The 23,060-nt window shown below is 44.2% G+C and carries 30 protein-coding genes; 19 read left to right on the top strand and 11 right to left on the bottom strand.

The window, feature by feature from the left end; all coding sequences use genetic code 11:
- The first annotated feature begins 93 nt into the window (after window positions 1-93).
- Window positions 94-303, top strand: coding sequence for a hypothetical protein (locus L870_RS19175; protein ID WP_028516795.1), 210 nt, complete (start codon window positions 94-96; stop codon window positions 301-303).
- A gap of 190 nt (window positions 304-493) precedes the next feature.
- Window positions 494-1,228, top strand: a complete 735-nt coding sequence (locus L870_RS0102530) for an N-acetylmuramoyl-L-alanine amidase (protein WP_028516794.1) — start codon at window positions 494-496, stop codon at window positions 1,226-1,228.
- 111 nt (window positions 1,229-1,339) lie between these two features.
- Here L870_RS0102530 and L870_RS0102525 read toward each other — a convergent pair whose 3' ends face one another.
- Window positions 1,340-1,600 (bottom strand): TIGR03905 family TSCPD domain-containing protein, encoded by a 261-nt coding sequence (locus tag L870_RS0102525; protein WP_028516793.1) that lies wholly within the window; start codon window positions 1,598-1,600, stop codon window positions 1,340-1,342.
- 213 nt (window positions 1,601-1,813) lie between these two features.
- Between L870_RS0102525 and L870_RS16370 the strand changes: the two genes are divergently transcribed.
- Window positions 1,814-2,785: a glycoside hydrolase family 25 protein gene (locus L870_RS16370; RefSeq protein ID WP_037270960.1), complete on the top strand. Its 972-nt coding sequence runs from the start codon at window positions 1,814-1,816 to the stop codon at window positions 2,783-2,785.
- Between the two features lie 146 nt (window positions 2,786-2,931).
- On the opposite strand, the gene L870_RS0102515 is transcribed toward L870_RS16370, so the two are convergent.
- Window positions 2,932-3,177, bottom strand: coding sequence for an IreB family regulatory phosphoprotein (locus L870_RS0102515; protein WP_028516792.1), 246 nt, complete (start codon window positions 3,175-3,177; stop codon window positions 2,932-2,934).
- A 224-nt stretch (window positions 3,178-3,401) separates the two neighbouring features.
- Complete coding sequence (locus L870_RS0102510; RefSeq protein ID WP_028516791.1) at window positions 3,402-3,938, bottom strand: 4'-phosphopantetheinyl transferase family protein; 537 nt, start codon at window positions 3,936-3,938, stop codon at window positions 3,402-3,404.
- 169 nt (window positions 3,939-4,107) lie between these two features.
- Here L870_RS0102510 and L870_RS0102505 point away from each other — a divergent pair, with 169 nt between their 5' ends.
- The 13 genes from L870_RS0102505 to L870_RS0102445 all read left to right on the top strand — a co-directional run bounded on the left by L870_RS0102505 (window position 4,108) and on the right by L870_RS0102445 (window position 13,709).
- Window positions 4,108-4,323: a hypothetical protein gene (locus tag L870_RS0102505; RefSeq protein ID WP_028516790.1), complete on the top strand. Its 216-nt coding sequence runs from the start codon at window positions 4,108-4,110 to the stop codon at window positions 4,321-4,323.
- Between the two features lie 14 nt (window positions 4,324-4,337).
- Window positions 4,338-4,556, top strand: a complete 219-nt coding sequence (locus tag L870_RS0102500; protein WP_028516789.1) for a hypothetical protein — start codon at window positions 4,338-4,340, stop codon at window positions 4,554-4,556.
- 18 nt (window positions 4,557-4,574) lie between these two features.
- A complete protein-coding gene (locus tag L870_RS0102495) occupies window positions 4,575-4,997 on the top strand; it encodes a hypothetical protein (protein ID WP_028516788.1) in 423 nt (140 codons plus the stop codon).
- Window positions 4,998-5,012: 15 nt separating this feature from the next.
- On the top strand, window positions 5,013-5,228 hold the full coding sequence (locus tag L870_RS0102490; protein WP_028516787.1) for a hypothetical protein: 216 nt from the start codon (window positions 5,013-5,015) through the stop codon (window positions 5,226-5,228).
- Window positions 5,229-5,260: 32 nt separating this feature from the next.
- The gene (locus tag L870_RS0102485; RefSeq protein ID WP_028516786.1) at window positions 5,261-5,533 is read left to right on the top strand and encodes a hypothetical protein; all 273 of its coding nucleotides are present in this window, start codon (window positions 5,261-5,263) and stop codon (window positions 5,531-5,533) included.
- Window positions 5,534-5,545: 12 nt separating this feature from the next.
- Window positions 5,546-5,788, top strand: coding sequence for a hypothetical protein (locus L870_RS0102480; protein ID WP_028516785.1), 243 nt, complete (start codon window positions 5,546-5,548; stop codon window positions 5,786-5,788).
- A 42-nt stretch (window positions 5,789-5,830) separates the two neighbouring features.
- Window positions 5,831-6,097 (top strand): hypothetical protein, encoded by a 267-nt coding sequence (locus L870_RS0102475; protein WP_028516784.1) that lies wholly within the window; start codon window positions 5,831-5,833, stop codon window positions 6,095-6,097.
- Between the two features lie 166 nt (window positions 6,098-6,263).
- Entirely contained in the window at window positions 6,264-9,026 is a 2,763-nt protein-coding gene (gene secA, locus L870_RS0102470) for a preprotein translocase subunit SecA (protein WP_028516783.1), read from the top strand.
- Window positions 9,027-9,123: 97 nt separating this feature from the next.
- Window positions 9,124-10,098, top strand: a complete 975-nt coding sequence (locus tag L870_RS0102465; protein ID WP_028516782.1) for a membrane lipoprotein lipid attachment site-containing protein — start codon at window positions 9,124-9,126, stop codon at window positions 10,096-10,098.
- Between the two features lie 93 nt (window positions 10,099-10,191).
- Window positions 10,192-11,370, top strand: coding sequence for a hypothetical protein (locus tag L870_RS0102460; protein WP_028516781.1), 1,179 nt, complete (start codon window positions 10,192-10,194; stop codon window positions 11,368-11,370).
- A gap of 36 nt (window positions 11,371-11,406) precedes the next feature.
- Window positions 11,407-12,174 (top strand): class I SAM-dependent DNA methyltransferase, encoded by a 768-nt coding sequence (locus tag L870_RS0102455; RefSeq protein WP_028516780.1) that lies wholly within the window; start codon window positions 11,407-11,409, stop codon window positions 12,172-12,174.
- A gap of 13 nt (window positions 12,175-12,187) precedes the next feature.
- The gene (hslO, locus tag L870_RS0102450) at window positions 12,188-13,060 is read left to right on the top strand and encodes an Hsp33 family molecular chaperone HslO (RefSeq protein ID WP_028516779.1); all 873 of its coding nucleotides are present in this window, start codon (window positions 12,188-12,190) and stop codon (window positions 13,058-13,060) included.
- Window positions 13,061-13,064: 4 nt separating this feature from the next.
- The gene (locus tag L870_RS0102445) at window positions 13,065-13,709 is read left to right on the top strand and encodes an HAD family hydrolase (protein ID WP_028516778.1); all 645 of its coding nucleotides are present in this window, start codon (window positions 13,065-13,067) and stop codon (window positions 13,707-13,709) included.
- 245 nt (window positions 13,710-13,954) lie between these two features.
- Here the strand turns inward: L870_RS0102445 and L870_RS0102440 are convergent, their stop codons facing one another.
- Both L870_RS0102440 and L870_RS0102435 read right to left on the bottom strand, forming a co-directional pair.
- Window positions 13,955-15,541 (bottom strand): glycosyl hydrolase 53 family protein, encoded by a 1,587-nt coding sequence (locus L870_RS0102440; RefSeq protein WP_028516777.1) that lies wholly within the window; start codon window positions 15,539-15,541, stop codon window positions 13,955-13,957.
- Between the two features lie 29 nt (window positions 15,542-15,570).
- Window positions 15,571-16,218, bottom strand: a complete 648-nt coding sequence (locus L870_RS0102435) for a nuclease-related domain-containing protein (RefSeq protein WP_028516776.1) — start codon at window positions 16,216-16,218, stop codon at window positions 15,571-15,573.
- A 123-nt stretch (window positions 16,219-16,341) separates the two neighbouring features.
- Here L870_RS0102435 and L870_RS0102430 point away from each other — a divergent pair, with 123 nt between their 5' ends.
- A complete protein-coding gene (locus L870_RS0102430) occupies window positions 16,342-16,560 on the top strand; it encodes a DUF378 domain-containing protein (RefSeq protein ID WP_028516775.1) in 219 nt (72 codons plus the stop codon).
- A 105-nt stretch (window positions 16,561-16,665) separates the two neighbouring features.
- Here the strand turns inward: L870_RS0102430 and rpsR are convergent, their stop codons facing one another.
- From rpsR to rpsF, 3 genes are read right to left on the bottom strand one after another with little or no spacing between them, the layout of a single operon-like run.
- On the bottom strand, window positions 16,666-16,908 hold the full coding sequence (rpsR, locus tag L870_RS0102425) for a 30S ribosomal protein S18 (RefSeq protein WP_028516774.1): 243 nt from the start codon (window positions 16,906-16,908) through the stop codon (window positions 16,666-16,668).
- Between the two features lie 39 nt (window positions 16,909-16,947).
- The gene (locus tag L870_RS0102420; RefSeq protein WP_028516773.1) at window positions 16,948-17,466 is read right to left on the bottom strand and encodes a single-stranded DNA-binding protein; all 519 of its coding nucleotides are present in this window, start codon (window positions 17,464-17,466) and stop codon (window positions 16,948-16,950) included.
- 29 nt (window positions 17,467-17,495) lie between these two features.
- Entirely contained in the window at window positions 17,496-17,792 is a 297-nt protein-coding gene (gene rpsF / locus L870_RS0102415; RefSeq protein WP_028514575.1) for a 30S ribosomal protein S6, read from the bottom strand.
- Window positions 17,793-18,033: 241 nt separating this feature from the next.
- Between rpsF and L870_RS0102410 the strand changes: the two genes are divergently transcribed.
- The gene (locus tag L870_RS0102410) at window positions 18,034-19,248 is read left to right on the top strand and encodes a cation:proton antiporter (RefSeq protein WP_028516772.1); all 1,215 of its coding nucleotides are present in this window, start codon (window positions 18,034-18,036) and stop codon (window positions 19,246-19,248) included.
- Window positions 19,249-19,372: 124 nt separating this feature from the next.
- Window positions 19,373-19,849 (top strand): 2-C-methyl-D-erythritol 2,4-cyclodiphosphate synthase, encoded by a 477-nt coding sequence (ispF, locus tag L870_RS0102405; protein ID WP_028516771.1) that lies wholly within the window; start codon window positions 19,373-19,375, stop codon window positions 19,847-19,849.
- Window positions 19,850-19,905: 56 nt separating this feature from the next.
- Here the strand turns inward: ispF and L870_RS0102400 are convergent, their stop codons facing one another.
- The 3 genes from L870_RS0102400 to L870_RS0102390 all read right to left on the bottom strand — a co-directional run bounded on the left by L870_RS0102400 (window position 19,906) and on the right by L870_RS0102390 (window position 22,990).
- Window positions 19,906-21,174, bottom strand: coding sequence for a dockerin type I repeat-containing protein (locus L870_RS0102400; RefSeq protein WP_028516770.1), 1,269 nt, complete (start codon window positions 21,172-21,174; stop codon window positions 19,906-19,908).
- Between the two features lie 10 nt (window positions 21,175-21,184).
- The gene (locus L870_RS0102395) at window positions 21,185-21,526 is read right to left on the bottom strand and encodes a phenylpyruvate tautomerase MIF-related protein (protein WP_028516769.1); all 342 of its coding nucleotides are present in this window, start codon (window positions 21,524-21,526) and stop codon (window positions 21,185-21,187) included.
- Between the two features lie 183 nt (window positions 21,527-21,709).
- Window positions 21,710-22,990: a methionine gamma-lyase family protein gene (locus tag L870_RS0102390; RefSeq protein ID WP_028516768.1), complete on the bottom strand. Its 1,281-nt coding sequence runs from the start codon at window positions 22,988-22,990 to the stop codon at window positions 21,710-21,712.
- Window positions 22,991-23,060: the final 70 nt, after the last annotated feature.

Below are 23,060 nucleotides of genomic sequence, written 5' to 3'. Positions count from 1 at the left end.
ACTGAAACAGGCTGTTATCACTAAAAATGTAATTGCTTTTTCATATAACGGCAGTGATTATCTGCTCTATATATTGGATCAGTGCGACGGCTTGTGCAGGGAAAGTCCTACCATATCAGCTGTAAAAATGATGTATGCAGGGAAGTGCTTAAAGAAAATCTTTCTGACAGGGAAAAGCTTTTTGAGGCTATTGACTTTGCTAATAGAAGTGTTAAAACGTCAGGAGATATGTTGCTTGTGAAGCTTGATCCCATCGAGAATTATATTATAGATACCTATGATTATCTCGCACAGCATATCTGAAAACTATTGCCATAGTGAATGACGGTGTTTGCGCAAATGTGCTTATCCGGCTTTATCTATTAAATAAGATCATCTCATCAGACTAACATTAAAAAGCTCCGATCATATGGTCGGAGCTTTTGCATATAATATCTTTTTTTCTCATATAATTCAGTGACTGAATATCGCAGAAGCGGAAGGAGAACCTGAAATGAGAAAAGTACACAGAAAGATAGTAAGCGGAGCGCTTTTATGCGGCTGCGCGGTATTTACACTTTACGGAGCATCACGCATAGCCGAAAGAGCAGAGAACGGCGCAATACCTGTTTCGCTTACAGATATGGAAAATGAGTCGCCCATAATAGTGATCGACGCCGGTCACGGAGGCATAGATGGCGGGTGCACATCTGCCGACGGAGTACCCGAGAAAGGGATAAACCTTGATATATTGCTTAAACTGAGGGATATGCTTGAAGTAAACGGATTTGAGGTCAGAGTTACAAGAGACACCGACCGCTCAATACATGACGAAGGAGTAGAGGGTATAGCGGCGCAGAAAAGCTCGGATATGGATAACCGACTTGCCATATTCAACGAGAGCGATAATGCTGTATGTATATCAATACATCAGAATCAGTTCACCGACCCGAAATACAGCGGCGCACAGATGTTTTACTCAGGCAGCAACAGTACCAGTGAAGAACTTGCACGTGCGATACAAGGAAAGTTCAGGGAGTTTTTACAGCCTGATAATGAAAGGGAGATAAAGCTTTGCGGAAAGGAGCTTTTCCTCTGCTATTACAGCAATAATCCTACAGTTATGGCGGAATGCGGTTTTTTGTCCAATCCCGATGAGGCTGCGCTTCTGAATACGGATGAGTACCGTTCAAAGGTGGCTTTTACGCTTTTTTCGGGGATAAATGATTATCTTAACAGCAAAAAATAAAACAACGGGAGCTATTTCGGCTCCCGTTGTTGTTACGTTTTTATCTTTCTAAGTGATATTATTATATATCATAAGCTCATATGCTGAGAAGCTTATAGCTTATCGTATTTTTTACTGATTTTTCAGCTTTTCATATGCCTCGCGGACTGCAATGCAAAGCTGATCTGCACAGGAAGTAGGTCTTCTGCCGCAGGTGTTGCCTTTTACCTTAGCCTCTATCTGTTCAACGGTCCAGCCATCGAGTATTTTTGAGATAGCCTTGAGGTTTCCGTTGCAGCCTCCGACGAAGGAAATATTTGTTATAACGTTGCCTTCGATATGAAAGCTTATTTCCTGTGAACATACCATATTTGTCTTATAAGTGTAATCCATAATATCCTCCTTATTGACATGGAAAGTATTTTTAACTGTTTTGATTTTATACTATAAAATCGGATTTGTCAACATGAATATGCTGAAAACTTTGTGAAAAAACGTTATATGACGAAACTGTTATTTTTTACAGCAAAAAATAATGTTTACAAATAGCGAAAAATGTGATATTATATACATAAAGACAAAAAGAACATAAAAATGGAGGAAACAATGTCAGAACCCAGAAGAAGGATACGCTTCAAAAGTATCGCTATACTTGAAGCTGTTATAATTTTGATACTTACGGTTTTGCTGATATGGATAGCGTTCATACGCGGCAAGGACGATGCGGTTCCTGCAAATTCTAAAGGAACAGATGTGCGCAGAAGAGCGGTAATAGAGAAAGAAGAGACTTTTTACCAGCTTGACGGCAAGAAGATACTCATGTATGACGGTTCATACGGTGAAGTATTCGTGCCTGTTTATGCAGATGTTCCTGCAAGTACCGTCAATGTAAATAACATTACTATGAGGAACGGCTATGCTTATTATACGGACAACGGCGAGGTAACCTCTGAAAACGGTATAGATGTTTCGGAATTTCAGGGGGAGATCGACTGGGAGCAGGTAAAGCAGGCAGGTATCGAATTTGCTGTTATACGTGTTGGTTACCGTACTTACGGCGGTGGAGTCGTTACATATGATGAACAGTTCAGAAACAATATCGAGGGAGCTCTTGCACAGGGTATAAAGGTGGGAGCATATTTCTATTCGCAGGCAACTACGGCAGAAGAAGCTGTTGACGAGGCTGATGCGGTCATAGATGCTCTTGCAGGCTATGATATCACATACCCTGTAGTATATGACTGGGAGCTTGTTTCTGGAGATGCTGCCCGTACAGATGCTGTAAGCGTAGAAGCTCTTGCAGACTGCTGCGTTTCGTTCTGTGAAAGAATAAAGGATTCGGGATATACTCCTATGGTATATCAGAACAAGGCAACAGCTATGCGCAAGCTCGATCTGCCGAGAGTCAAGGACTATGATTTCTGGCTGGCTGAATACGGTGAAAAGCCGTCGTACTACTATGACTACAAGATATGGCAGTATTCGGATTCGGGAAATATCCCCGGTATCGAAGGAAAAGTTGACCTTAACATATGTTTTTCACCTTATGGCGATAAAAAAGAAGATAAATCAGAATAAAAAAGGCGGATCAGTGATCCGCCTTTTTGTCATGCAGGGGCGGATTTTATCCGTCCGCCGAGGACAGCGTTCTATACGCTGTTTTGTACATATAAAACGACAGGGACGACCTATGGTCGTCCCTGAACTAATTTATGCACTTGAAATCATGCATTTAAATATGATCTTACAAGTACCTGTAAAAGCTCGTCACGGTCGATGTGACGGATAAGGCTTCTTGCATTGTTGTATGTTGTGATATATGTAGGATCCTCTGAGAGGATATAGCCTACGATCTGATTGACAGGGTTATATCCCTTTTGTGTGAGAGCATCATAAATTATAGTGAGATTTTTTTTCAGCTCTGCTTCCCTGTCCTCATTAACTGAGAATGTCATGGTTTTATCGAACATAATATCAGCCTCCCGATTTGTGGAATACTTCTGGTGAAACGCGAATGGATCAAACAAGAAGCTTATAATTATTATAACCTAAAATCAGCGGCGATGCAAGGGGATAAGAGAATTTTTCCCGATTTGACCGAATTTCACTCTTTATTTTATGGATTTTGCACATCTGAGACAGTTTGAAAGCAACATTTTCCACAGAAATCCTGTCAAAAATACAGGGTTCGACATTAATTTTGTTTTATTATTTCGCATACGGATACTACAAATCGGTTTTCGCCGATGATATATTGTCTGAAACGGCAGTTTTCAATATTTGAGACTATCTCAGTTCCTGAAAAGCTGAATTCAACAGTATCCATAGGGTAGGATATACCAATACCGACAGCCTTAACATAGGCTTCCTTGAGAGTCCAGAGCTTGAAGAAAAGCAGGTTCTTTTCGTTTTCGGGAGTATTATCAAACATTTTCTTCTCATTATCCGAAAAAACACGCTTTATGACGTTGGGACGGAAGTCCCTGACCTTTTCGCAGTCTATCCCGCACTCATAGTCGGATATGATACAGGCTGCAATACCCTCTGCGTGGGAAAGATTGTAATGAATGTCGGGGCGCTCTGTGAGGGAGGGCTTTCCCATTTTGTTTTTTGTTACAGGTGTATCTTCGGTATAGTTTATGTTCCTGAGCTTCATGGCTTCTCTCAGCATTTTGTGAACATAGCTGTGGAGCTGTTTTTTATCGGTATTCGTTAAAGATATCATAAGCATAATCATCACCGTTATCATTATATCATGTTTCGAAGTGCCTTTGCAATAGATAATGACAAATGTCACTGAAATAGTGACAAAAGATATCTTGTGGAATTATTGACGAAATGATATTATTATCACACAGGGAGCTCATATGAGCATGGTTTAAGGTGAGAAAGGAAAAGATATGGAAAGTATTATTGATATGTTTACGGTAATGATCTTTTTAGGTGGAATGATAATGCTCATATTGGGCATAGACTGGGGATGGTATTCTGACGAGCCGAAGAGAAAGATCAAAGGAAAGGTCATATTCGCTGTTTCGCTGATAATTTGTGTTAGTATAATTTACCTGTGGATAAAGTGTATTGCGCATGGCTCGGTTTTGAGAACTTGTTGTTGATAAGGAGAAAAATTATGTTGTATATAATAGCGGTTGGGATTATTTGTATAGCATCAGTGGTCAGTTTTGTGCTTAATGAGAAAGTTAAAGGCAAAACAGGAGGAGAGATCGCTGCAAAGCTCGTTATAGAGCTGATAATTGGCGGTATACTTTTGCTGATACTGGGATGTATAGTGTTTGGCTGGCTTAAATCCTGTGATGATTGCGTTGTCGGTGTCGGAAAAATTGGCTGATGAGAAAGGAAGTTATTTATGACAGTATTATTTGTGATAATTTTAATGATAATTGGAATATGGCTGGCTGCTGATTACGCAAATGATAAAACCAATAAGGCTGAATTGGTAGGAGCGATATTCCTGATAGGCATAGCGGCAATTATCATTGGTGCATGGCTGGTATTTCTGCCTGTGACGGGAAAATTCGGTCAAAGTGAAAGGAGCTCTTATATGATCTTGTTTTTTTCAATTATTTTAATGATACTTGGAATACGTCTGGCTGTTGATTACAGCGATGATAAAACTCAGAAAGCTAAATTGGTGGGAGCAATAATCATGATAGGTATTGCTTTGGCTTTGGGCGGTACATATCTGGCACTTCGTGCTATGGCTGAAGCGTTTGGTCAGTGTTTTGATCTTGGCTGCGAAACAGCTGAGGGTGTCGGAAGAATAGGTTAAGGAAAGGATATATTTATGTTTGCTGCATTTTTGATCACTATAGCGTTAGTTGTGGTGTTTATAGCTGTCGCATTTGTTCTGGAAAGCCTGAATGTTGACCATGAAAGGCTGAAAAATGCCGTGCTTTTTATAATTGTTCTGGCAGGTGCTGTGTTTATATACTACATAGTAGGAAAGTTCCTCATATCAGACCTGAATTCGTGTATGCCCTTTGAAGGCAGAATGCACTGATATGGCTTAAATTCAAGATAGGAGGGAATAAGATGGTATTGTTTGTTCTGATCATAGTTATTTCTGTATTGGGAGTTATTGTTTTGTCTGATAATGGTGCGAATAATAAATGCATCGGAAATGAAGATAAGTACAGCGTCAGAGAAGAATTAATAAGTACAATAAAAGCATTTATTATAATTGGAATCATCATTGCTTTGATAGTCTTTACAGTTTATACGTTTTTAAAGGCGATGGGAGAAGGAATGTTTGCGTGGCTCGATCCATTTGTTGATGCTATGCATGAAAGTCATAAGTACGGATAAGGATGGGAAAATATGGAGATTATTTATGTTGGAGCAGTAACTTTAGCGATAATCGGTATATGGATATTTTTAGCTTTTAAAGATACCTCTGAGAAGAAACCCGGCAAAGATAATAAAGGTATATGTATCTTTAAGATCGTACTGATAATTCTGCTGATAGTCCTTATTGTTGGAATAATCGGTTTTATACAAGCTTTGAATGAATTGGGTGATATGTTCAATTCCTGTTGTGAGGATATGCATGATCTGAGCTGAACAGAAACCGCATCAGGGATACAAAGGATAAGGAGTGGAGCTATGAAAGTTATATTGAGCATGACTGTTATTTTGCTGCTCATAGTGGCTGCTGTGGTATTTGTTATATATATAGTTACAAAGTCTGACGGCGGTCTAAGACTGAGCGAGAGGACAGAAGAAGAGAAAAATGATATCTGCAATGAGATAGCTCAGAAATTCGGGATATTTCTTATCACATTATTGATATCGGCAATTGTAATTTACTGCATTTCATTTATGATAAATCATTCGGTGGAAAACATTCTTTTCAGATGCTTTGAAAAATAAAAAATCTTAGCATCAACGGAATATCGCCAAAAAGTGATTCGTGCCGAGCTCTGTTAGGCAAATATTTTCTGGGTATTGACAAATACTGCCGTTTGTTGTACAATATATTATGTGTATTTATACTATCAAGACCTACACTATTAAAATGTAAAGGCGGAATAACAAAATGGGTTTATTCAAAAACATTTTTGGTTCTAACGCTTACTCCAACAGAGAATTAAAGCGTATCGAGCCTATTAAAAATAAAGTTCTTGAACTGGACGAAGAGTATCAGGAGCTCTCTGACGCAGAGCTTAAAGCTAAAACTGCGGAATTCAAGGAGAGACTTGAGGACGGCGAGACACTCGACGATATCCTCCCCGAGGCTCTTGCTACAGTAAGAGAAGCCGCATGGCGTGTACTTGAGAAAAAGCCTTATCCTGTACAGATAATCGGTGCTATCGTTCTTCATCAGGGACGTATCGCCGAAATGAAAACAGGTGAAGGTAAAACTCTCGTTGCCTGCGTAGCTTCATACCTTAACGCACTTTCAGGTCTCGGCGTTCATGTCGTTACCGTTAACGATTACCTTGCAAAGACTCAGGCTGAGGAAATGGGTAAGGTACTCCGCTGGCTGGGACTTACAGTAGGCTGTATCCTTCACGGCCTCAACAACGAGCAGCGCCGTGCGGCATATAACTGCGATGTAACCTACGCTACAAATAACGAGCTCGGTTTCGACTATCTCCGTGATAACATGGTAACTCACAAGGAAGAGCGTGTTCAGCGTGCTCCTAACTTCGCTATCGTGGACGAGGTAGACTCTATCCTCATCGACGAGGCTCGTACTCCTCTTATCATTTCGGGACGCGGTGATAAGTCCACTGACCTCTATGCTATTGTTGACCGCTTTGCAAAGACACTTACTTCAACAACAGTTGTTGAAATGGACGATAAGGTAGATCAGGAGTCTATCAATGATACTGCTGACTATATCATCGACGAAAAGGCTAAAACAGCTACCATCACACAGCGCGGTGTTAAGAAGGCTGAGGAAGCATTCAGAGTCGAGAACCTTATGGATTCCGAGAATATGACACTTCTTCACCACATCAATCAGGCTATCAAGGCTAACGGTGTTATGAAGAACGATATAGACTACGTTGTTAAGGACGGCGAGATCATCATTGTAGATGAGTTTACAGGCCGTCTTATGATGGGACGTCGTTTCAATGACGGTCTCCATCAGGCTATTGAGGCTAAGGAAGGCGTTAAGATCAAGAGCGAGTCAAAGACCCTTGCTACTATCACTTTTCAGAACTTCTTCCGTCTTTACACAAAGCTGTCAGGTATGACAGGTACTGCTATGACAGAAGAGGACGAGTTCAAGGAGATCTACAAGCTCGATGTTATCGCTATCCCTACAAACAAGCCTGTAATACGTATAGACCACAACGATCAGGTATATACTACAGAAAAGGGCAAGTATGCCGCTATCATCGATAAGATAATCGAGTGCCACGATAAAGGACAGCCTATCCTCGTTGGTACGGTTTCTATCGAGAAATCAGAGCTTCTCTCTGCAATGCTCAAGAGAAAGGGCATAAAGCACGAGGTCCTCAACGCTAAGCAGCACGCAAAGGAAGCTGAGATCGTTGCTCAGGCAGGTAAGTACGGTGCAGTTACCATCGCTACCAACATGGCAGGACGTGGTACTGATATCATGCTGGGCGGTAACGCTGAGTTCCTTGCAAGAGCAGAGCTGAGAAAGCGCGAGATCCCCGAGGAGGTCATCTCCGAGGCTATCGGATTTGCTGATACTGAAGATCAGGAAGTTATCGAAGCAAGAAAGCTCTATCGTGAGCTCTATGATAAGTACAATGCTGAGGTGAAGGAGAAGGCTGTTGCCGTTAAGGAAGCAGGCGGTCTCTATATCCTCGGTACGGAAAGACACGAATCAAGACGTATCGACAACCAGCTCCGCGGACGTTCGGGCCGTCAGGGCGACGAGGGCGAAAGCTGCTTCTTCCTCTCTGTAGAGGACGATCTTATGCGTATTTTCGCAGGCGACCGTCTTGAGAATATGATGAGAACTCTTAACGTTGACGAGAATACTCCTATCGAGAGCAAGATGCTCACAAGGATCATCGAATCCTCACAGAAGAAGGTCGAGGGTCAGAACTTCAGCGTAAGAAAGAACGTCCTCAACTACGACGACGTTATGAATACTCAGCGTGAGATCATCTACAAGCAGAGATCACAGGTACTTGACGGTGAGGATCTCCACGAGAGCATTCTCAAGATGATGGAGGATCTTATCAAGTCTACAGTTGATACATATCTCGTTGACGATGAGGTAAAGGACGACTGGAACCTTGTTGGACTCAAGGATCACTTCCTCGGCTGGCTCATCGGTCCTGAGGACCTTACTTTCGAGGAAGGCGAGATCGAAGATATCAGCAAGGAAGATATCGTAAATGCTCTCAGCACTAAGGCAGGAGAGATCTATCAGGCTAAGGAAGAGGAATACGGCGCAGAGATCATGCGTGAGCTCGAGCGTGTTATCCTCCTGAAGGTAGTTGATACAAAGTGGATGGCTCATATCGACGATATGGAAGAGCTGAAGAAGGGTATCGGTCTCCGTTCATACGGTCAGAAGAACCCTGTTATCGAGTATCGTTACGAGGGCTTTGAGATGTTCGATGCTATGGTAGAGTCTATCCGTGAGGATACTATCCGTATGCTCCTTACAGTAAAGCTCCAGAAGAACGAAGCTCCCGAGCGTGAGCAGGTAGCTAAGCCTGACGCTCCTAATGCAGGTGCAGGCGACGGAAGCTTCGGTGACGAGCCTGTTCGTGTAAAGAAAATAGGCGATAACGATCCGTGCCCCTGCGGAAGCGGCAAGAAATATAAGAAGTGCTGCAAGGCTAAGGACGCAGCAAATAAGTAATATATAGGGGCGGTATCCTCCGCCCCTTTTCTGCGCTGAACAGAAAATGCTTATATAAGGCTTTTTATGAGAAAGAAAGGATCTATGAGGTGACATTATGAAGAAATATATTTTTCCTGTTCTTGCACTTGCTCTTCTTACAGGCTGCGGCAAGGTCAGCGATGTAAAGGATACAGACAAGCCTATAAATATAGTTTCGGGCACTGTTGAGGGTACAACAAAGGATATCTCCACTACTGATACAGAAGCTGATGAGGATACCGTTTCGGGTACTACAACAAAGAATGCAGGAAATAAAGTATCGGGCACTACAACGACTACAAGTGCAGGTTCAAAGAAGTCTGCTGTTACACGTGCAAACGGCGGCAGCGGCGGTGTTTACGGAACTACAAGAGCTGTACCTGTTGCTCCGAAAAGCAATAATACAAAAAAGACAACAACTACCGCTGCACCTACAACTCAGCCCGCTACAGAGGCTCCGCATTTTGATCCTAAGGATTGCAGCTCTATCTCATTCGGTTATTCTAACAGCACACCTAACAAGATAGATGTATCAAGACAGTACAGCGACGGAAAAGCTCGTTCTTATCAGGTGCTCAGCGCCGATACTTCCGAAATACAGAAGGCTATAGAGAAGGATTCTTCAAAGACCATAAACGATTTTGTTATAAAGAGCGATTATGATTTTGACGGCTACCCTGATATCTTCATCATCGAAAAGCCTGATGATCTCAACAAAACAGGTAAGTATTATCACTACGATCCTGAAAACGGCAGCTATCAGCCGTGGTCAGAGCTTAACAGCATACGCTGTGAGCTCAGCGGAAATGCCGCCGAGGATATGCTGACTGCTGTTGAGAAAAAAGATGATATCGAGTATGAGGAAAGAATATATAAGTGGAATGCACAGGATCAGCTCGTTCTTAGAAAATATACTCACAAGTATAAGTCGGGTGATACAATCCTTATAGATTATGTTGATTATGATGAAAATGGAGCTGAAGTGCTCAGAGAGACACGTGATGAGAACGGAAGTCTCGTAGGCGGAAATATTGAGGAGAATGCTCAGTAAGAATAAAGTCGCCGCATTTGTTTAATGTTATTGTGGACTGTACCTTATAGGGTACAGTCCTTTGCTGTAATGAAAACGGAGGGAAATCCCATTATGAGGTCATATAAGATATTTACGCTGCTTCTGACTGCTGCACTTTTTGCAGGCTGCGAGGATAATGTAAAAAAGCGTGACAGTGAAATGATCGGCAGCAATATGCCGGGAATCACTTCAGTTACCGGTGTAGCTGAGCCGACGACTAAGAGAGATGCATCGCAGTACAACACAGTTAAGTTCAAGCACGAAATACTTGACGACTGTATTGTATTCTATCTTGATTCAGTGGAAAAGGGCAGGATAAATATTGATAAGAAAGTTTATGAAACTGAGCTGATAACAGAGGATTACAATTTCGACGGATATCAGGACGTGTTTATAAAGGACAGGGGGTACTGGCTTTATGATCCTGATAACGAATGCTTTGCCGAGTCGGATCAGTTCCCATACAGACGCGGTCGGCTTCTTAACGTTGAGGTAAAAAACGTGAGGGAAAAGACTTTAAAGTCTGAGTTTTCTTCGTCAGGAACAGAAGTGACGGTCTATAAGTGGAAGGAAGGCAAGCTTGTCCCACAGAGCTTTGAATATGATTCTCCTATAGAGGGTATAAGATACAGCTGTATATTTGATGAAAATAATAATAAGATAATGACCAAAAGAGTTACTTACGATAAGGAGACAGGAAAGACTGTCAGCACTGATGATCACCCTGAATATTTCAGGTTTACGGATCACTCCATTGACCATATGAAGGGCAGTGATATCGTTCAGATCATAGATGTGAGCTTTACTCCCGAAGAAATACGCATGGACGAGAGATATATCTTCGACGACAAAGACTATAATTTTGACGGACATAATGATCTGAGGTGCGAGATAAGGGAAAAGGATAAGGACATAAAGTATCTGTACTTCTTTTTTGAGCCCGGCAGCGGTATGTATGTGAAAAACAATGTTCTGACAGATCTCAACAAGAACGTTTCGATAAGGACAAATGAAGAAGAGGAAAAAATTCTTTGCTATGAGACTGGCGGCGATCAGGATAAAAATACATATTATTGTGAATGGCAGAACGGTGCACTGCAGCCGTACAAAAGGACGAATTATTACGAATTTGTCCGCGAGGACGGTTCAACGGGCTGGGTAACAGACATATACTATTACGATGACGAAAGAAATGAGGTATTAGTCGATACCATAGAAGCTCAGCCGTCATCACAGGTTGCAGTATCTTAAAACTTTGGCTGATTTCCTGAGAAAGGAATATAAAATATGAGCGGATACAGTGCGTTTGCACGTTATTATGACGAGCTTACGGCGAATATAGACTATAAGCGCCGCGGAGAGTTTTTCCACGGCATAATACAGAAGTTCAAGACTACAAAGGAGAATATCCTCCTTGACCTTGCCTGCGGTACGGGAAGTATATCCGAGGTCATGGCAGGTCTGGGGTACGATGTTATCGGAGTTGATAACTCTGATGAGATGCTGGGCATAGCTCTTGATAAGAAGTTCGACAGCGGACTGAATATACAGTATCTCTGTCAGGATATGCGTAAGCTGGATATGTTCGGGACTGTGGATATAACAGTCTGTGCCCTTGACAGTATCAATCACCTTGCGAGCCTTGACGATGTGAAAAAGGTATTCGAGAATGTGGCGTTTTTCTCGGAGCAGGACGGACTTTTCATATTCGATGTGAACACTCCCTACAAGCACCGCGAAATACTGGCGAACAATACCTTTACATATGAGACCGAGAACGTTTACTGTGTCTGGGAGAATACTCTTGATCCAGATACTCTCGAGGTTAAAATGGAGCTTGAATTCTTTGAGCGCGAAGAAAACGGACTCTATTCACGGAGCTCCGACGGCTTCTCGGAAAAGGCTTACAGTGAAGAGGATATTGAGGCTCTGCTTAAAGAGTGCGGATTTGAGGTTCTGGCAAAGTACGGAGATGATACCTTTGAGCCGCCCTGCGAGACTTCACAGCGTATAGTCTATGCGGCAAGATGTATCAGAAGCGGTCAGAAATATTGAAAGGATAAGGAAAATGGGTAATTTATACAGAGCTATCTCTGCTGACGGTTCGGCTTTTGCAGAGGTACTTGATGCTAAGGATATAGTTTCGGAGATAGAACGCATACACAAGACATCTGCTGTTATTACGGCAGGTCTTGGCAGACTTTCAATAGCGGCTTCACTTATGGGCTATATGCTCAAGGGTGATGACGACAGCGTTACCCTGAGAGTTGACGGCGGCGGTCCTTCGGGACAGCTGGTTGCAGTTGCTGACAGCTGGGGCAATGTGAAAAGCTGCGTGAACAATCCTGTTGTGGAGCTTCCGCTGAATGCGCAGGGAAAGCTCGATGTGGGCGGCGCAGTGGGCAGAGACGGTACTCTGTCCGTAGTCAAGGATATGGGACTGAAAGAGCCGTATGTTGGCGTTATACCTCTTGTTTCGGGTGAGATAGCTGAGGATATCGCAAGCTATTACGCTACAAGCGAGCAGATACCTACGGTGTGCAGTCTCGGTGTGCTTGTAAATCCAGATCTTACAGTTAAGGCAGCAGGCGGTTTCCTTGTTCAGCTCCTGCCCTTTGCTGACGAGAAGTGCATTGATACTATCGAGAAGAATGTGGCGAAGATACGCCCTGTTTCACAGATGCTGGACGAGGGTATAACTCCCGAAGAGATAGCAAATATGCTTCTTGACGGACTTGAGCCTAATGTGCTCGATACTGCTCATCCTGAGTACAAGTGCGATTGCAGCCGTGAACGCACAGAGAAAGTCCTCATCAGCATCGGAAAGGACGAGCTGAAGTCCATTGCGGACGAGGGAAAGGATACCTCTGTAAGCTGCCATTTCTGCGGCAGGGAGTATGTATTCACTCCTGATGAGATACGCGGACTTATAGGGGAGTGAGAACATGAAAACAGCTGTATTTGACCTTGACGGCACTATTGCCGATACTATTTGCGATCTGGGTGACGCAGTTAATTACGGGCTTGAAAAGCTTGGCTGTCCCACACATGACTACGAAGCGTATAAGAAAATGGTGGGAAACGGTGCGAAGAAGCTTTGTGAACGTGCTCTTCACGATGATAAAAAGGATAAGGCTGCGGAGCTGCATAGGCTTTTCAAAGAGTATTATTCCGAGCATTATCTTGACAAGACAAGGCTGTATGACGGAATGAAAGAGACTATGGAGAAGCTTAAAAGCAGCGGAGTCATACTTGCTGTGGCTACAAATAAGCTGGAGGACGTTGCAAGAGAGATAGTCTGGGAGCTTCTGCCCGATATTGATTTCGTGAAGGTGCTTGGCGGTGTAGATTACAGACCCACAAAGCCCGACAGTGCTATACTTATCGAGATATTTTCAGTTCTTCCCGATGAGGAGAACGAGGTATACATGATAGGTGACAGCAACGTTGATGTGCAGACTGCGAAGAATGCAGGTATACCCTGTATAGGCTGTGCATGGGGGTTCCGCGGACGCGCCGAGCTTGAAGCCGAGGGTGCGGAATTTATCGCGGAAAAGCCTGAGAATATCGCGGAAATCATTTTGAAGTGATAACTGGCAGGGACGCCCTCTCTTGCAGGGCGTCCCTCTTCCGAAAACAATTCACTGGATTGTTTTCGGAATTCACCCTTGCGGTGCGCTTTTTTATTATTTCGCTGTTCTTTAAAAGCTTGGAACAGCGACCAGAGACGCTGTCTCTGGACTCTGCCAAAGGGTTATGAACCCTTTGGAAACCCATTCATAGGGTAATCATATTTTTACGCAAAAAAGCCGCTGCAATTGCAGCGGCTTTGCCATTATTTTACGATAATTGTCTTGTATGTGAGGTCACTGTCGGCATATCCTAAGATATAACGCTGGAGCTTCACAAGGTCTGCGACTCCGACCTCATTATCACCGTTGAGGTCGAGCTCTGCGGACTTATTTCCTGCTACGATAGCCTTTCTCAGTGCCACAACGTCATATACGTCGATAATTTCATCGTTGTTGATATCACCGAGAATTATATCCTTTGTCTGTATTGGCTCGGTAGTAGTTGTTGTGGTCGTAGTGGTCGATGTTGTTGTCGTAGTCGTAGTGGTGGTCGTTGTAGTAGTGGTTGTGGTAGTTACTACAGGCTTTTTCTGAGGGTAGATGTTGAGGAATACGTCCAGCGAATCCAAAGGCTTGCCGTGAAAGTCGAAAAGAGCCTGATTATCAAAGGAAGAACCTCCTGTCTCGGTGGCGTCTTTGTCGTAATTCCCGGCAGTTGCCGTTGCCCAGCCTGAACCGTATTTTTCCCAGAGCTGTTTCTGCTGCTGCCACGGTATATCGGGGACTCCCAGCCATGCAGGCTCCCAGTAGAACACGCCGATACCGTGACCGTTGCAGTTGGCAACAGTCTGGAATACGTCGGTAAGAGCCTTTGCCTGTCCTTCAATGGATATAGGGTATCTCAGGTCTACATCTTTGGTGCTTGATGTTACGGTATTGCCGAAGGTGTCGCCGTCCTCGTTGGTGTATGGATAAGCGGTCTCGACTACCATAACGTACTTGTTGTACTTATTTCCTATGCCTGTAAGTATTTTCTGCATATTGTCCAGTGAGCCGTGCCAGTAGGAGTAATATGAGCAGGCGAAAACATCGTAATCAAGGTTGCACTCGTTCATTACCTGAGCGTACCAGTCAAAGTGACCGCTGCCCGGATTTGCAAAGTGATGAGCGATGAGGATATTCCTGTTATAGTCGCGGACTGCCTTTTCTCCGCTTGAAAACAGGTCGCATATCTGGTACATATCCTTTTCGTCGCAGAAGAAGCAGTTCGTTTCATTGCCTATCTGCACCATGCCGATATCGCTGCCGTTTTCTGTGAGGTACTTCACTACCCATGAGGTCCAGTTGTATATCTCGGTCTTGAGCTTGTTGTGGTCGTGTGGCTGCCAGTACTTGGGGCGAGTCTGCTTTGCAGGGTCAGCCCAGAAGTCGGAATACTGTATATCGGCAAGGAGCTTCATACCGTACTTTGCTGCACGTTTGCCTATTTTTACAGCAGTTTCGAGGTCAGAGTGTCCGCCGCCATAGCTGTTGCCATTGCCGTCGTTTGGCTCATTCCATATCCTTACACGAATATAGTTTACGCCGTGGTCGGCAAGTGTCTTGAAGATATCCTGCTCGTTTCCGTTGTCATCGAAGAATTTCACGCCTGCTTCTTCAATGGAGATAATAGAGGATATATCCACACCGCGTATGGGCTCACCGCCGTTTATGCGGTTGTCGAAGTTTGTGAAAGTAACTGAGTTTATGTTTACAGCAGCAGATGTCTTTGAACTGATATCGGTGCATAATGCAGAGGGAAAGGCTATCAGCGCAGCTGATGCCAGTGCGATAAAACCTTTGAATTTCATAATAAACTCCTTTTGATATGTGGCTGTTATCAGTCGTTTTTTTTGCGTGTTCTTATCCACATCTTCTTCAATGGGTTCCTTACCTGCATTTTTATGAAGTAGTGGTAGAGTATATCCTGATTGCAGCCTGCATCAGGAAGTGAATTGTAGAATTTTTCAAGTCCCTTTAAGTCCATGCCTATTTCTGACGGGAAATCAATATCCTTTGCGGAGAATACTACCGCACCGTTAACGGGAGTATTCTCGAAACCGCCTTTTTTCAGGTGGTGGATAACGTTATCCATGTGGGTCTTGTTCTGGAGCTGAGGGTTGTAGAATTTATGAGTCTTGCTGCCTATGGTGTGAGTCAGATTCTTGCCGCTGCCTGTTACAGTGCCCGAAATACCCTTTGTCTCAACGACCAGTACGCCGAAACGTCCGAAAACAAGGTGGTCTACCTCGCAGGCTTTGTTGTAAAGTGGGAGATAAGCATTGTTGATTATCCTTATCCTGTCCTTTTTGCCAAGTTTTTTCAGGTACTTTCCAACCTTACGCTCGGCAGCTCTGCCCTTGCGCTTGCCTTTGCTGAAATGTACGGATATATAAAGAAGGAGCAGAAGTACTGCGGCAGCGATCACGGCTATCATTATCCATGTTTTTTTGTCAAAGGATATAAGTGACATATTATACAGAAACATATTTTTTCTCCTTAAAAATGAATAATCCTGAATTTTGCGGTTATAATACATTTGTACCAGTGAAGAGCGGTATTTATCCGCCGTCAGTGGTTTCAAAATCCCGAATAAAGAGGTGTTCTCAATATGTGGGACAAACTTGCTCTTATTCTTCTGATAATCGGAGGAATAAACTGGGGCTTAGTCGGTATTTTTGAATTTGACATGGTAGCATGGCTTTTCGGCGGTGCTGACAGTGTCATAAGCCGTGCAGTTTTCATACTTGTAGCTATCTCGGCAGTATGGTGCATATCTCTTCTTTTCCGCAGAGATGAGGAGCTCGCTGTACAGAATATCGACAGATAGACCCATTTGACCGCTCCTTTGCCGATGCCGTAAGGAGCGTTACATAAGAAGCTGTTTTGTGGATATGCAAAAAGGGAGGCATAATGCCTCCCTTGAATTTTATGATTAGTCGCTGATGTAAGGAAGCAGAGCGATGTGTCTTGCTCTCTTGATAGCAACTGTGAGCTCACGCTGGTGGTAAGCGCAAGTGCCTGTTACACGTCTTGGAAGAATCTTAGCTCTCTCAGTCATGCACTTTCTGAGCTTAGCGAGATCCTTATAATCGATCTTTTCGATTCTGTCAGCGCAGAACATGCAAACCTTCTTGCGAGGCTTCTTTGCCGGACGGGCATTTCTTTCCTTTTCCATGACTTTTCCTCCTATCGTAATAAAGTAAAGTTAACTGACTCAGAACGGTACGTCGCCGTCACTGAGTATTTCCTCGAAATCACTGAGGTTGCCGTAAGACATACTGTCATTACCTTGAGCGGGCTGTTGTGGAGCTGCCTGCTGCGGAGGAGCGGAATAATTGTTATTGTAATTGTTCTGGGGAGCACCGTAGCCGCCGTTATTCTGATAACCGCCGCCAGTGCCTGACTCTGACTTTGAACCCGTGAATTCAACGTTATCAACAAATACCTCTGTGGTGTAATGAGTTACATCTGAGTGGTTTTTGTCCTGATAGCTTCCTGTTCTGAGGTTGCCCTCAACACAGATCATGCTGCCCTTATTGAAATAACGGGTGATGAATTCAGCCTGCTGTCTCCATGCTACACAAGTGATAAAATCAGCCTGTCTTTCGCCGCTGTTCTTATCTACAAAGCGTCTGTTCACCGCAATGGTGAATCTGCATGAAGCAATGCCGCTCTGAGTCTGTCTCAGCTCGGGATCAGCAGTGAGTCTGCCCATTAAAATAACCTTATTCATCTGACCGCCTCCTAAATAATGAAGTAGAATTATTCAACAACTGTTACGAGTGAACGAAGAACGCCGTCTGCGATGTTGAGACGTCTTGAAAGCTCAGCAGGATAATCAGGCTGTGACTGGAATGTATAGATTACATAGTAACCCTCAGTCTCGTCCTCGATAGGATATGCAAGCTTGCGCTTACCCCAATCCTCGTTGACTTCAACAGCTTCAGCGTGACGCTCGATTCTTTCCTTGAACTTCTCTACGAGAGCCTTCATTGGCTCTTCGCCGTTCTTGAGGCTGAAAACAACCATTACTTCATACTTAGCGGATACCTTTGCCATTTAGCACACCTCCTTCTGGGATTATGCCCGACAACTTACTGTGGGCAAGGATAATAATAGTATCTGTTTGCACAAGATACTCAAATATTATACCATTTCATTCAGGGCTTGTCAAGCATTTTTTTCAAGCTTTTTGAAGTTATTTTTTTCAGAAAAGTTGACATCTGACAAACTTCATAGTATAATAAAATTATATGGGAGCTGTTATGCTCCCTTTATTTGCGAAAGGATATGAATGTGAATGGAAACTTATATGATCCTGAAAGACCTTGCTGTCATATTTATATGTGCAAAGGGTGCGGGACTTCTTGCAAGAAGGCTGAAAGCGCCTATGGTCGTGGGAGAGATCATCGCAGGTCTGTTCATAGGTCCGTGCCTGTGGAGGGGACTTGTCCAGCCCTCTGATTTCATAAGTCAGATGGCGGAGATAGGCGTTATACTTATAATGTTCTCGGCAGGTCTTGAAACAAATCTTCAGGAACTGAAAAAATCGGGCTTTGCGGCGTTTATGATAGCCTGTGTGGGAGTATTAGTGCCGCTTGTGGGCGGAAGTCTGCTGTATATGTGTATATACGGATTTTCGGAGTTCGGCTCGGACGAATTCTTCAAGGCTGTGTTTATCGGCTGTATCATGACGGCTACCTCGGTAGGCATAACGGTAGAGGTACTGAAAGAGCTTGGCAAGCTCAAGACACGTGTGGGACAGACTATACTAAGTGCGGCTATCATTGACGATGTTATCGGAATGATAGTGCTGACATTTGTTCTCGGCTTCAAGGATCCGAACAGCAATACACTTCTCGTTACGGGTAAGGTCGGACTTTTCCTTGTGCTGTCGCTGGTTCTTGGCTACATATTCTATAAGCTTTTCAAATTCTATGATGAAAGACACGCTCATACAAGACGTATACCGATAATCGCTATAACTCTTTGCTTTATCATGGCATATGTTGCCGAGAGATATTTCGGTATCGCTGATATCACAGGTGCGTATATCGCGGGAATTATCCTGTGCAATGTCCGTGATGCGGAGTATATCGACCGCCGTGTAAATATCAACGGATATATGTTCTTCGCTCCCGTATTCTTTGTTGGTATCGGACTTAAAACGGATTTCAGCAATGTGGATTCGAGCATGATAGTGTTCTCGGTCGGATTTGTTCTTGTTGCAATGCTCAGCAAGGTCATCGGCTGCGGACTGGTATCGAAGTGCTTTAAGTACAGCTGGAAGGAATGCCTTAAAATAGGCGCAGGAATGATGACAAGAGGCGAGGTAGCTCTTATTATTACGAACAAAGGACTGGGACTCGGCATCATCGACTCGTCTTACTTTACGGCTGTTATACTGCTCATTATAGTATCAAGTATAGTAACACCTGTGGTGTTGAAGCTTCTCTTCGGCAAGTCGGATAATGAAGAAGAGAAAGCTCTTGAAGCAGCAAATAATAAATCATAATTTTGCAAATCACGCGATGATATTTACCTGATAATTCATTATCTCTCGCGGCTGTTTTTTGTTTATCGATATTATTATAGCGCGGAGAAAGGGTGCAGCGTCACGCTGCGAAAGGAGAATCAATATGTTCAGAATAGGCCACGGTTACGACGTACACAAGCTCGTCGAGGGCAGAAAGCTCATTCTCGGCGGTGTGAAGATACCACATACTACAGGACTCCTCGGACACTCCGATGCAGATGTTCTTGTCCATGCCATAATGGACGCTATGCTGGGAGCTCTTGCAATGGGGGATATAGGTCATCTTTTCCCCGATAACGATGACAGCTTCAAGAATGCGGACAGCATGAAGCTCATGGAAGAGGTGTGCCGCAGAGTCCGCGAGGCAGGCTGGGAGATAGGCAATATAGATGCAACTGTTATTGCACAGGCACCAAAGCTTGCTCCGCATATTATGACAATGCGCGAGAATATTGCAAGAGTTTGCGGCTGCGATGTTTCGCAGATAAGCGTTAAGGCTACCACAGAGGAGCACCTCGGCTTTACAGGCGAAAAGCTGGGAATGTCGGCTCATGCGGTCGCACTTATGGTCAAGGCGTAATATAAAATAAAAGAAAAGCCATAGTATATCTGATTCAGAAATACTATGGCTTGTTTTTATGCTTTTTCGGGTTCGAGACTTTCTATCTTGTGGAGCAGATACTCCTGTATGCGCAGGGCATCGTTTGAAGTAACGCCATTGCTTGCAAGATCAACGTCTGCGTTTGCTTTTCCCTGTAAAGTAATGCAGTGCTCGTCAGTACCGTTGATGTCGTACTTGTTCGGATTTGCAAGAGACTGCATTATCAGTACAATATCCGACATATCCACTGTGCTGTCGCAGTTTGCGTCACCGTAAAGGGTGATGCTTATTGGGGGATTGGAAGTAGTTGAAGTCGTTGATGATACAGTAGTAGTGGTAGTTGTCGTTGTCGTCGTAGTTGATGTAGTAGTTTCCTGTTTTTCAACTATGGGAGCCATGCTTGGTACGCCGTCGCCCCACCAGTCCCAGCGGTCAGGAGTACGGTATTTATTGATCTTTTCTCCGTTTGCAGATGTCCATGTGAACACGTTATCGTAGAGGTGTCCCTCATAGTAATAGAACTGCGCCATAGCACATATCTCATCTGCGTATGTGGAGTAAGCACCGTCGTCCTCAGCCTTTGTGCACCAGCCTGTGTTGAAGCCTTTAAGGCTGTTTCTTATTACCTGATAGTCGTTCATTCCCTGTTCATTTATGCATATCTCGGCAAAGTGGAGTATCTTTCTGATACCCATATGATTTGAGATTATGCAGTCATAGAAGTTTGACTCGGTAAATGAATACTGGTACATTTCGGGTACGTTGTCCTCGGGCATGAATTTAGGATCGCAGTCCTTGAAAGCTGTAACGGCAGTCTGTAAAGTACCGTATGCGTGTGCGGAGTTTACTCCCCAGCCGTCCTCGTAGGCTGTTTCATGGTCTGAGCCTATCTTGCCCTCACCGAGAGTGGACTCTCTTGAACCGAGTCCGAGGAAAAGAGCATACATCTTTTCACGGTCGGGCTGTCCGAGACGGGTGGAGATAAGATCCCAGTGTTCATCTATCTCCTTGTAGAGTGCGTACTTTACCTCCTGTACGGTCATTTTGTGATTGATAGCACGTATCTCAGCTGTGGAAGCGTCCGCAGGAGTATTTCTCTCGCCGAAGTTAAGGGGATTGCCAACGCCCTCTTTCTGGATATCCCGTGAAGTGTCGTGCAGCGGATCACAGGTCTCTCCTGCGAAGCACCATTCGTCTGCGGCAGCATGAAGCACAGGTTCGCCTTTATCTGCCAGCATAGGTACACAAGCGGCAGTACATATTGCAAATGCAGTCAGTAAGCCGCAAATTCTTTTGAATTTCATTCATATCACCTCAGAAATTTGAACCGTTCCAGCCCCAGTCGTTGGTGCTTGTGTACTTGACATACACACGGTCGGACGGTATGCCGATATTGTCTGTGAGAATGCCTGTGATATGGCTTGTGAGAGTTACAAGAGCGTTTGAAGAAGCACTGCCGAAGATAGATACCTCTACCATAGCAGCAGGAGCGTCCTCGCCCTTGAACCAGAGGTCGTACTCAGGCTCGATGCCTACCATGAGCCAGCCCTCGGACTTGCCGGGGATAGCCGTGATAGCGCGTCCCATAGCGGATTTGATTGAGATTTTCTGTTCCTCGGAAACAGATACGTTTGTTTTGACATTGATGAATGGCATAATATTTTCCTCCCTTTTTAATAAATTTAATTCGGAATTCGTAATTCGGAATGCGGAATTGAATGTGTCGGCTTACGCCGATGAATTAAAGAATTATTTTTATTCTGTTTGCCAAATGGCAAACAACCATAATTCCTAATTCCGAATTCTTAATTCCGCATTATAAATCAGAATTTAGCAAAGCTAAATTTTGATGAGTCCATCAGACAGCATTTCCTGTGCTGCAAGCATTACTCCAAGCTTGCCGCTGGTAAAGGTTATGCCGCCCTGCATCCAGACTGCATATGGTTCACGAAGCGGTGCATCAGCTGAAAGCTCTATGGAAGCGCCGTTTGTAAAAGCTCCTGCTGCCATTATTACCTGACTTGAATACCCCGGCATATCCCACGGCTCGGGAGTTACGAAAGAGTCTACGGGAGCACCCTTCTGTATTCCGCGGCAGAATGCGCAGAGATGCTTTTCGTCACCGAGCTTTACGGCAGTTATGATGTCGCCGCGGGGCTCGTCCTTGCGCGGTGAACACTCGAAACCGAGAAGTGTGAAAAGCTCGCTTGCGAAAGTACAGGTCTTGATCGCGTTAGCTACAACATCGGGAGCAAAGAAAAGTCCAAGAAGCATTTCACGGTTCATACCGAGAGTACAGCCTACTTCCTTGCCCATACCTACGCAGGTAAGCCTGTACGAGCAAAGTTCCACAAGGTCTGCTCGTCCTGCGATATATCCGCCTGTACGTGCTATTCCGCCGCCTGCATTCTTGATAAGCGAGCCGATGATGACATCAGCTCCAACAGAAACAGGCTCGCGGTCCTCAACGAATTCACCGTAGCAGTTGTCTACCATTACGATGATGTCGGGATTGCCTTTCTTAGCGGCAGCTGCCATTTTTTCGATATCCGCAATGGTGAAAGCTCCGCGGAGAGAATAGCCGCGAGAACGCTGTATGTAAGCCACCTTAGCTCCCTTTACGGCTTTGGTTATCTCGTCAAGCTTTGGAGTACCGTCCTCGTTAAGGTCTACCTGACCGTATTCAACACCGTAGTCCATGAGTGAGCCTTTGCCTTTTCTGCCGCTGATACCGATAACTTCTTCGAGAGTATCATATGGCTTGCCTGTGACAGATACTATTTTATCGCCTGTTCTGAGTACACCGAAGAGTGCAACGGAAAGCGCGTGAGTGCCTGAAACAAAGTTGAAGCGCACGAGAGCGTCTTCTGCACCGAGTGCCTGAGCGAATACCTTGTCGATGACTTCGCGTCCCATGTCGCCGTAGCCGTAGCCTGTAGATCCATAGAAGCAGGGCTCGCTTACCTTATTATCGGAGAATGCTTTGAGCACCTTTGCTCCGCAGTATTCAGCATTAGCGTCTATTCTTGCGAATGCCTCTGCGCAGTTCTTTTCAGCTTGAGCTGCAAGCTCAGTGAGTTTGCTGTCGAAGCCGTATAATTCGTTTATTTTACTGTTCATTTATTATCCTTTCTTAAATCATAATTTAGCTTTGCTGAATTTTGATTTGACCTGTTAGCCCATTGTAGGG

Source organism: Ruminococcus flavefaciens ATCC 19208 (genome assembly GCF_000518765.1).
Taxonomy (GTDB): domain Bacteria; phylum Bacillota; class Clostridia; order Oscillospirales; family Ruminococcaceae; genus Ruminococcus; species Ruminococcus flavefaciens.
Note: the sequence above shows the minus strand (reverse complement) of the source record. Positions and strands in the feature narration are given on the sequence as shown.

Bases quoted from the DNA above. Each gene is read 5' to 3' on its own strand.
- L870_RS0102530 (WP_028516794.1), top strand. From the start codon at position 494: ATGAGAAAAGTACACAGAAAGATAGTAAGCGGAGCGCTTTTATGCGGC.
- L870_RS0102525 (WP_028516793.1), bottom strand. From the start codon at position 1,600: ATGGATTACACTTATAAGACAAATATGGTATGTTCACAGGAAATAAGC.
- L870_RS16370 (WP_037270960.1), top strand. From the start codon at position 1,814: ATGTCAGAACCCAGAAGAAGGATACGCTTCAAAAGTATCGCTATACTT.
- L870_RS0102515 (WP_028516792.1), bottom strand. From the start codon at position 3,177: ATGTTCGATAAAACCATGACATTCTCAGTTAATGAGGACAGGGAAGCA.
- L870_RS0102510 (WP_028516791.1), bottom strand. From the start codon at position 3,938: ATGCTTATGATATCTTTAACGAATACCGATAAAAAACAGCTCCACAGC.
- L870_RS0102505 (WP_028516790.1), top strand. From the start codon at position 4,108: ATGGAAAGTATTATTGATATGTTTACGGTAATGATCTTTTTAGGTGGA.
- L870_RS0102500 (WP_028516789.1), top strand. From the start codon at position 4,338: ATGTTGTATATAATAGCGGTTGGGATTATTTGTATAGCATCAGTGGTC.
- L870_RS0102495 (WP_028516788.1), top strand. From the start codon at position 4,575: ATGACAGTATTATTTGTGATAATTTTAATGATAATTGGAATATGGCTG.
- L870_RS0102490 (WP_028516787.1), top strand. From the start codon at position 5,013: ATGTTTGCTGCATTTTTGATCACTATAGCGTTAGTTGTGGTGTTTATA.
- L870_RS0102485 (WP_028516786.1), top strand. From the start codon at position 5,261: ATGGTATTGTTTGTTCTGATCATAGTTATTTCTGTATTGGGAGTTATT.
- L870_RS0102480 (WP_028516785.1), top strand. From the start codon at position 5,546: ATGGAGATTATTTATGTTGGAGCAGTAACTTTAGCGATAATCGGTATA.
- L870_RS0102475 (WP_028516784.1), top strand. From the start codon at position 5,831: ATGAAAGTTATATTGAGCATGACTGTTATTTTGCTGCTCATAGTGGCT.
- secA (WP_028516783.1), top strand. From the start codon at position 6,264: ATGGGTTTATTCAAAAACATTTTTGGTTCTAACGCTTACTCCAACAGA.
- L870_RS0102465 (WP_028516782.1), top strand. From the start codon at position 9,124: ATGAAGAAATATATTTTTCCTGTTCTTGCACTTGCTCTTCTTACAGGC.
- L870_RS0102460 (WP_028516781.1), top strand. From the start codon at position 10,192: ATGAGGTCATATAAGATATTTACGCTGCTTCTGACTGCTGCACTTTTT.
- L870_RS0102455 (WP_028516780.1), top strand. From the start codon at position 11,407: ATGAGCGGATACAGTGCGTTTGCACGTTATTATGACGAGCTTACGGCG.
- hslO (WP_028516779.1), top strand. From the start codon at position 12,188: ATGGGTAATTTATACAGAGCTATCTCTGCTGACGGTTCGGCTTTTGCA.
- L870_RS0102445 (WP_028516778.1), top strand. From the start codon at position 13,065: ATGAAAACAGCTGTATTTGACCTTGACGGCACTATTGCCGATACTATT.
- L870_RS0102440 (WP_028516777.1), bottom strand. From the start codon at position 15,541: ATGAAATTCAAAGGTTTTATCGCACTGGCATCAGCTGCGCTGATAGCC.
- L870_RS0102435 (WP_028516776.1), bottom strand. From the start codon at position 16,218: ATGTTTCTGTATAATATGTCACTTATATCCTTTGACAAAAAAACATGG.
- L870_RS0102430 (WP_028516775.1), top strand. From the start codon at position 16,342: ATGTGGGACAAACTTGCTCTTATTCTTCTGATAATCGGAGGAATAAAC.
- rpsR (WP_028516774.1), bottom strand. From the start codon at position 16,908: ATGGAAAAGGAAAGAAATGCCCGTCCGGCAAAGAAGCCTCGCAAGAAG.
- L870_RS0102420 (WP_028516773.1), bottom strand. From the start codon at position 17,466: ATGAATAAGGTTATTTTAATGGGCAGACTCACTGCTGATCCCGAGCTG.
- rpsF (WP_028514575.1), bottom strand. From the start codon at position 17,792: ATGGCAAAGGTATCCGCTAAGTATGAAGTAATGGTTGTTTTCAGCCTC.
- L870_RS0102410 (WP_028516772.1), top strand. From the start codon at position 18,034: ATGGAAACTTATATGATCCTGAAAGACCTTGCTGTCATATTTATATGT.
- ispF (WP_028516771.1), top strand. From the start codon at position 19,373: ATGTTCAGAATAGGCCACGGTTACGACGTACACAAGCTCGTCGAGGGC.
- L870_RS0102400 (WP_028516770.1), bottom strand. From the start codon at position 21,174: ATGAAATTCAAAAGAATTTGCGGCTTACTGACTGCATTTGCAATATGT.
- L870_RS0102395 (WP_028516769.1), bottom strand. From the start codon at position 21,526: ATGCCATTCATCAATGTCAAAACAAACGTATCTGTTTCCGAGGAACAG.
- L870_RS0102390 (WP_028516768.1), bottom strand. From the start codon at position 22,990: ATGAACAGTAAAATAAACGAATTATACGGCTTCGACAGCAAACTCACT.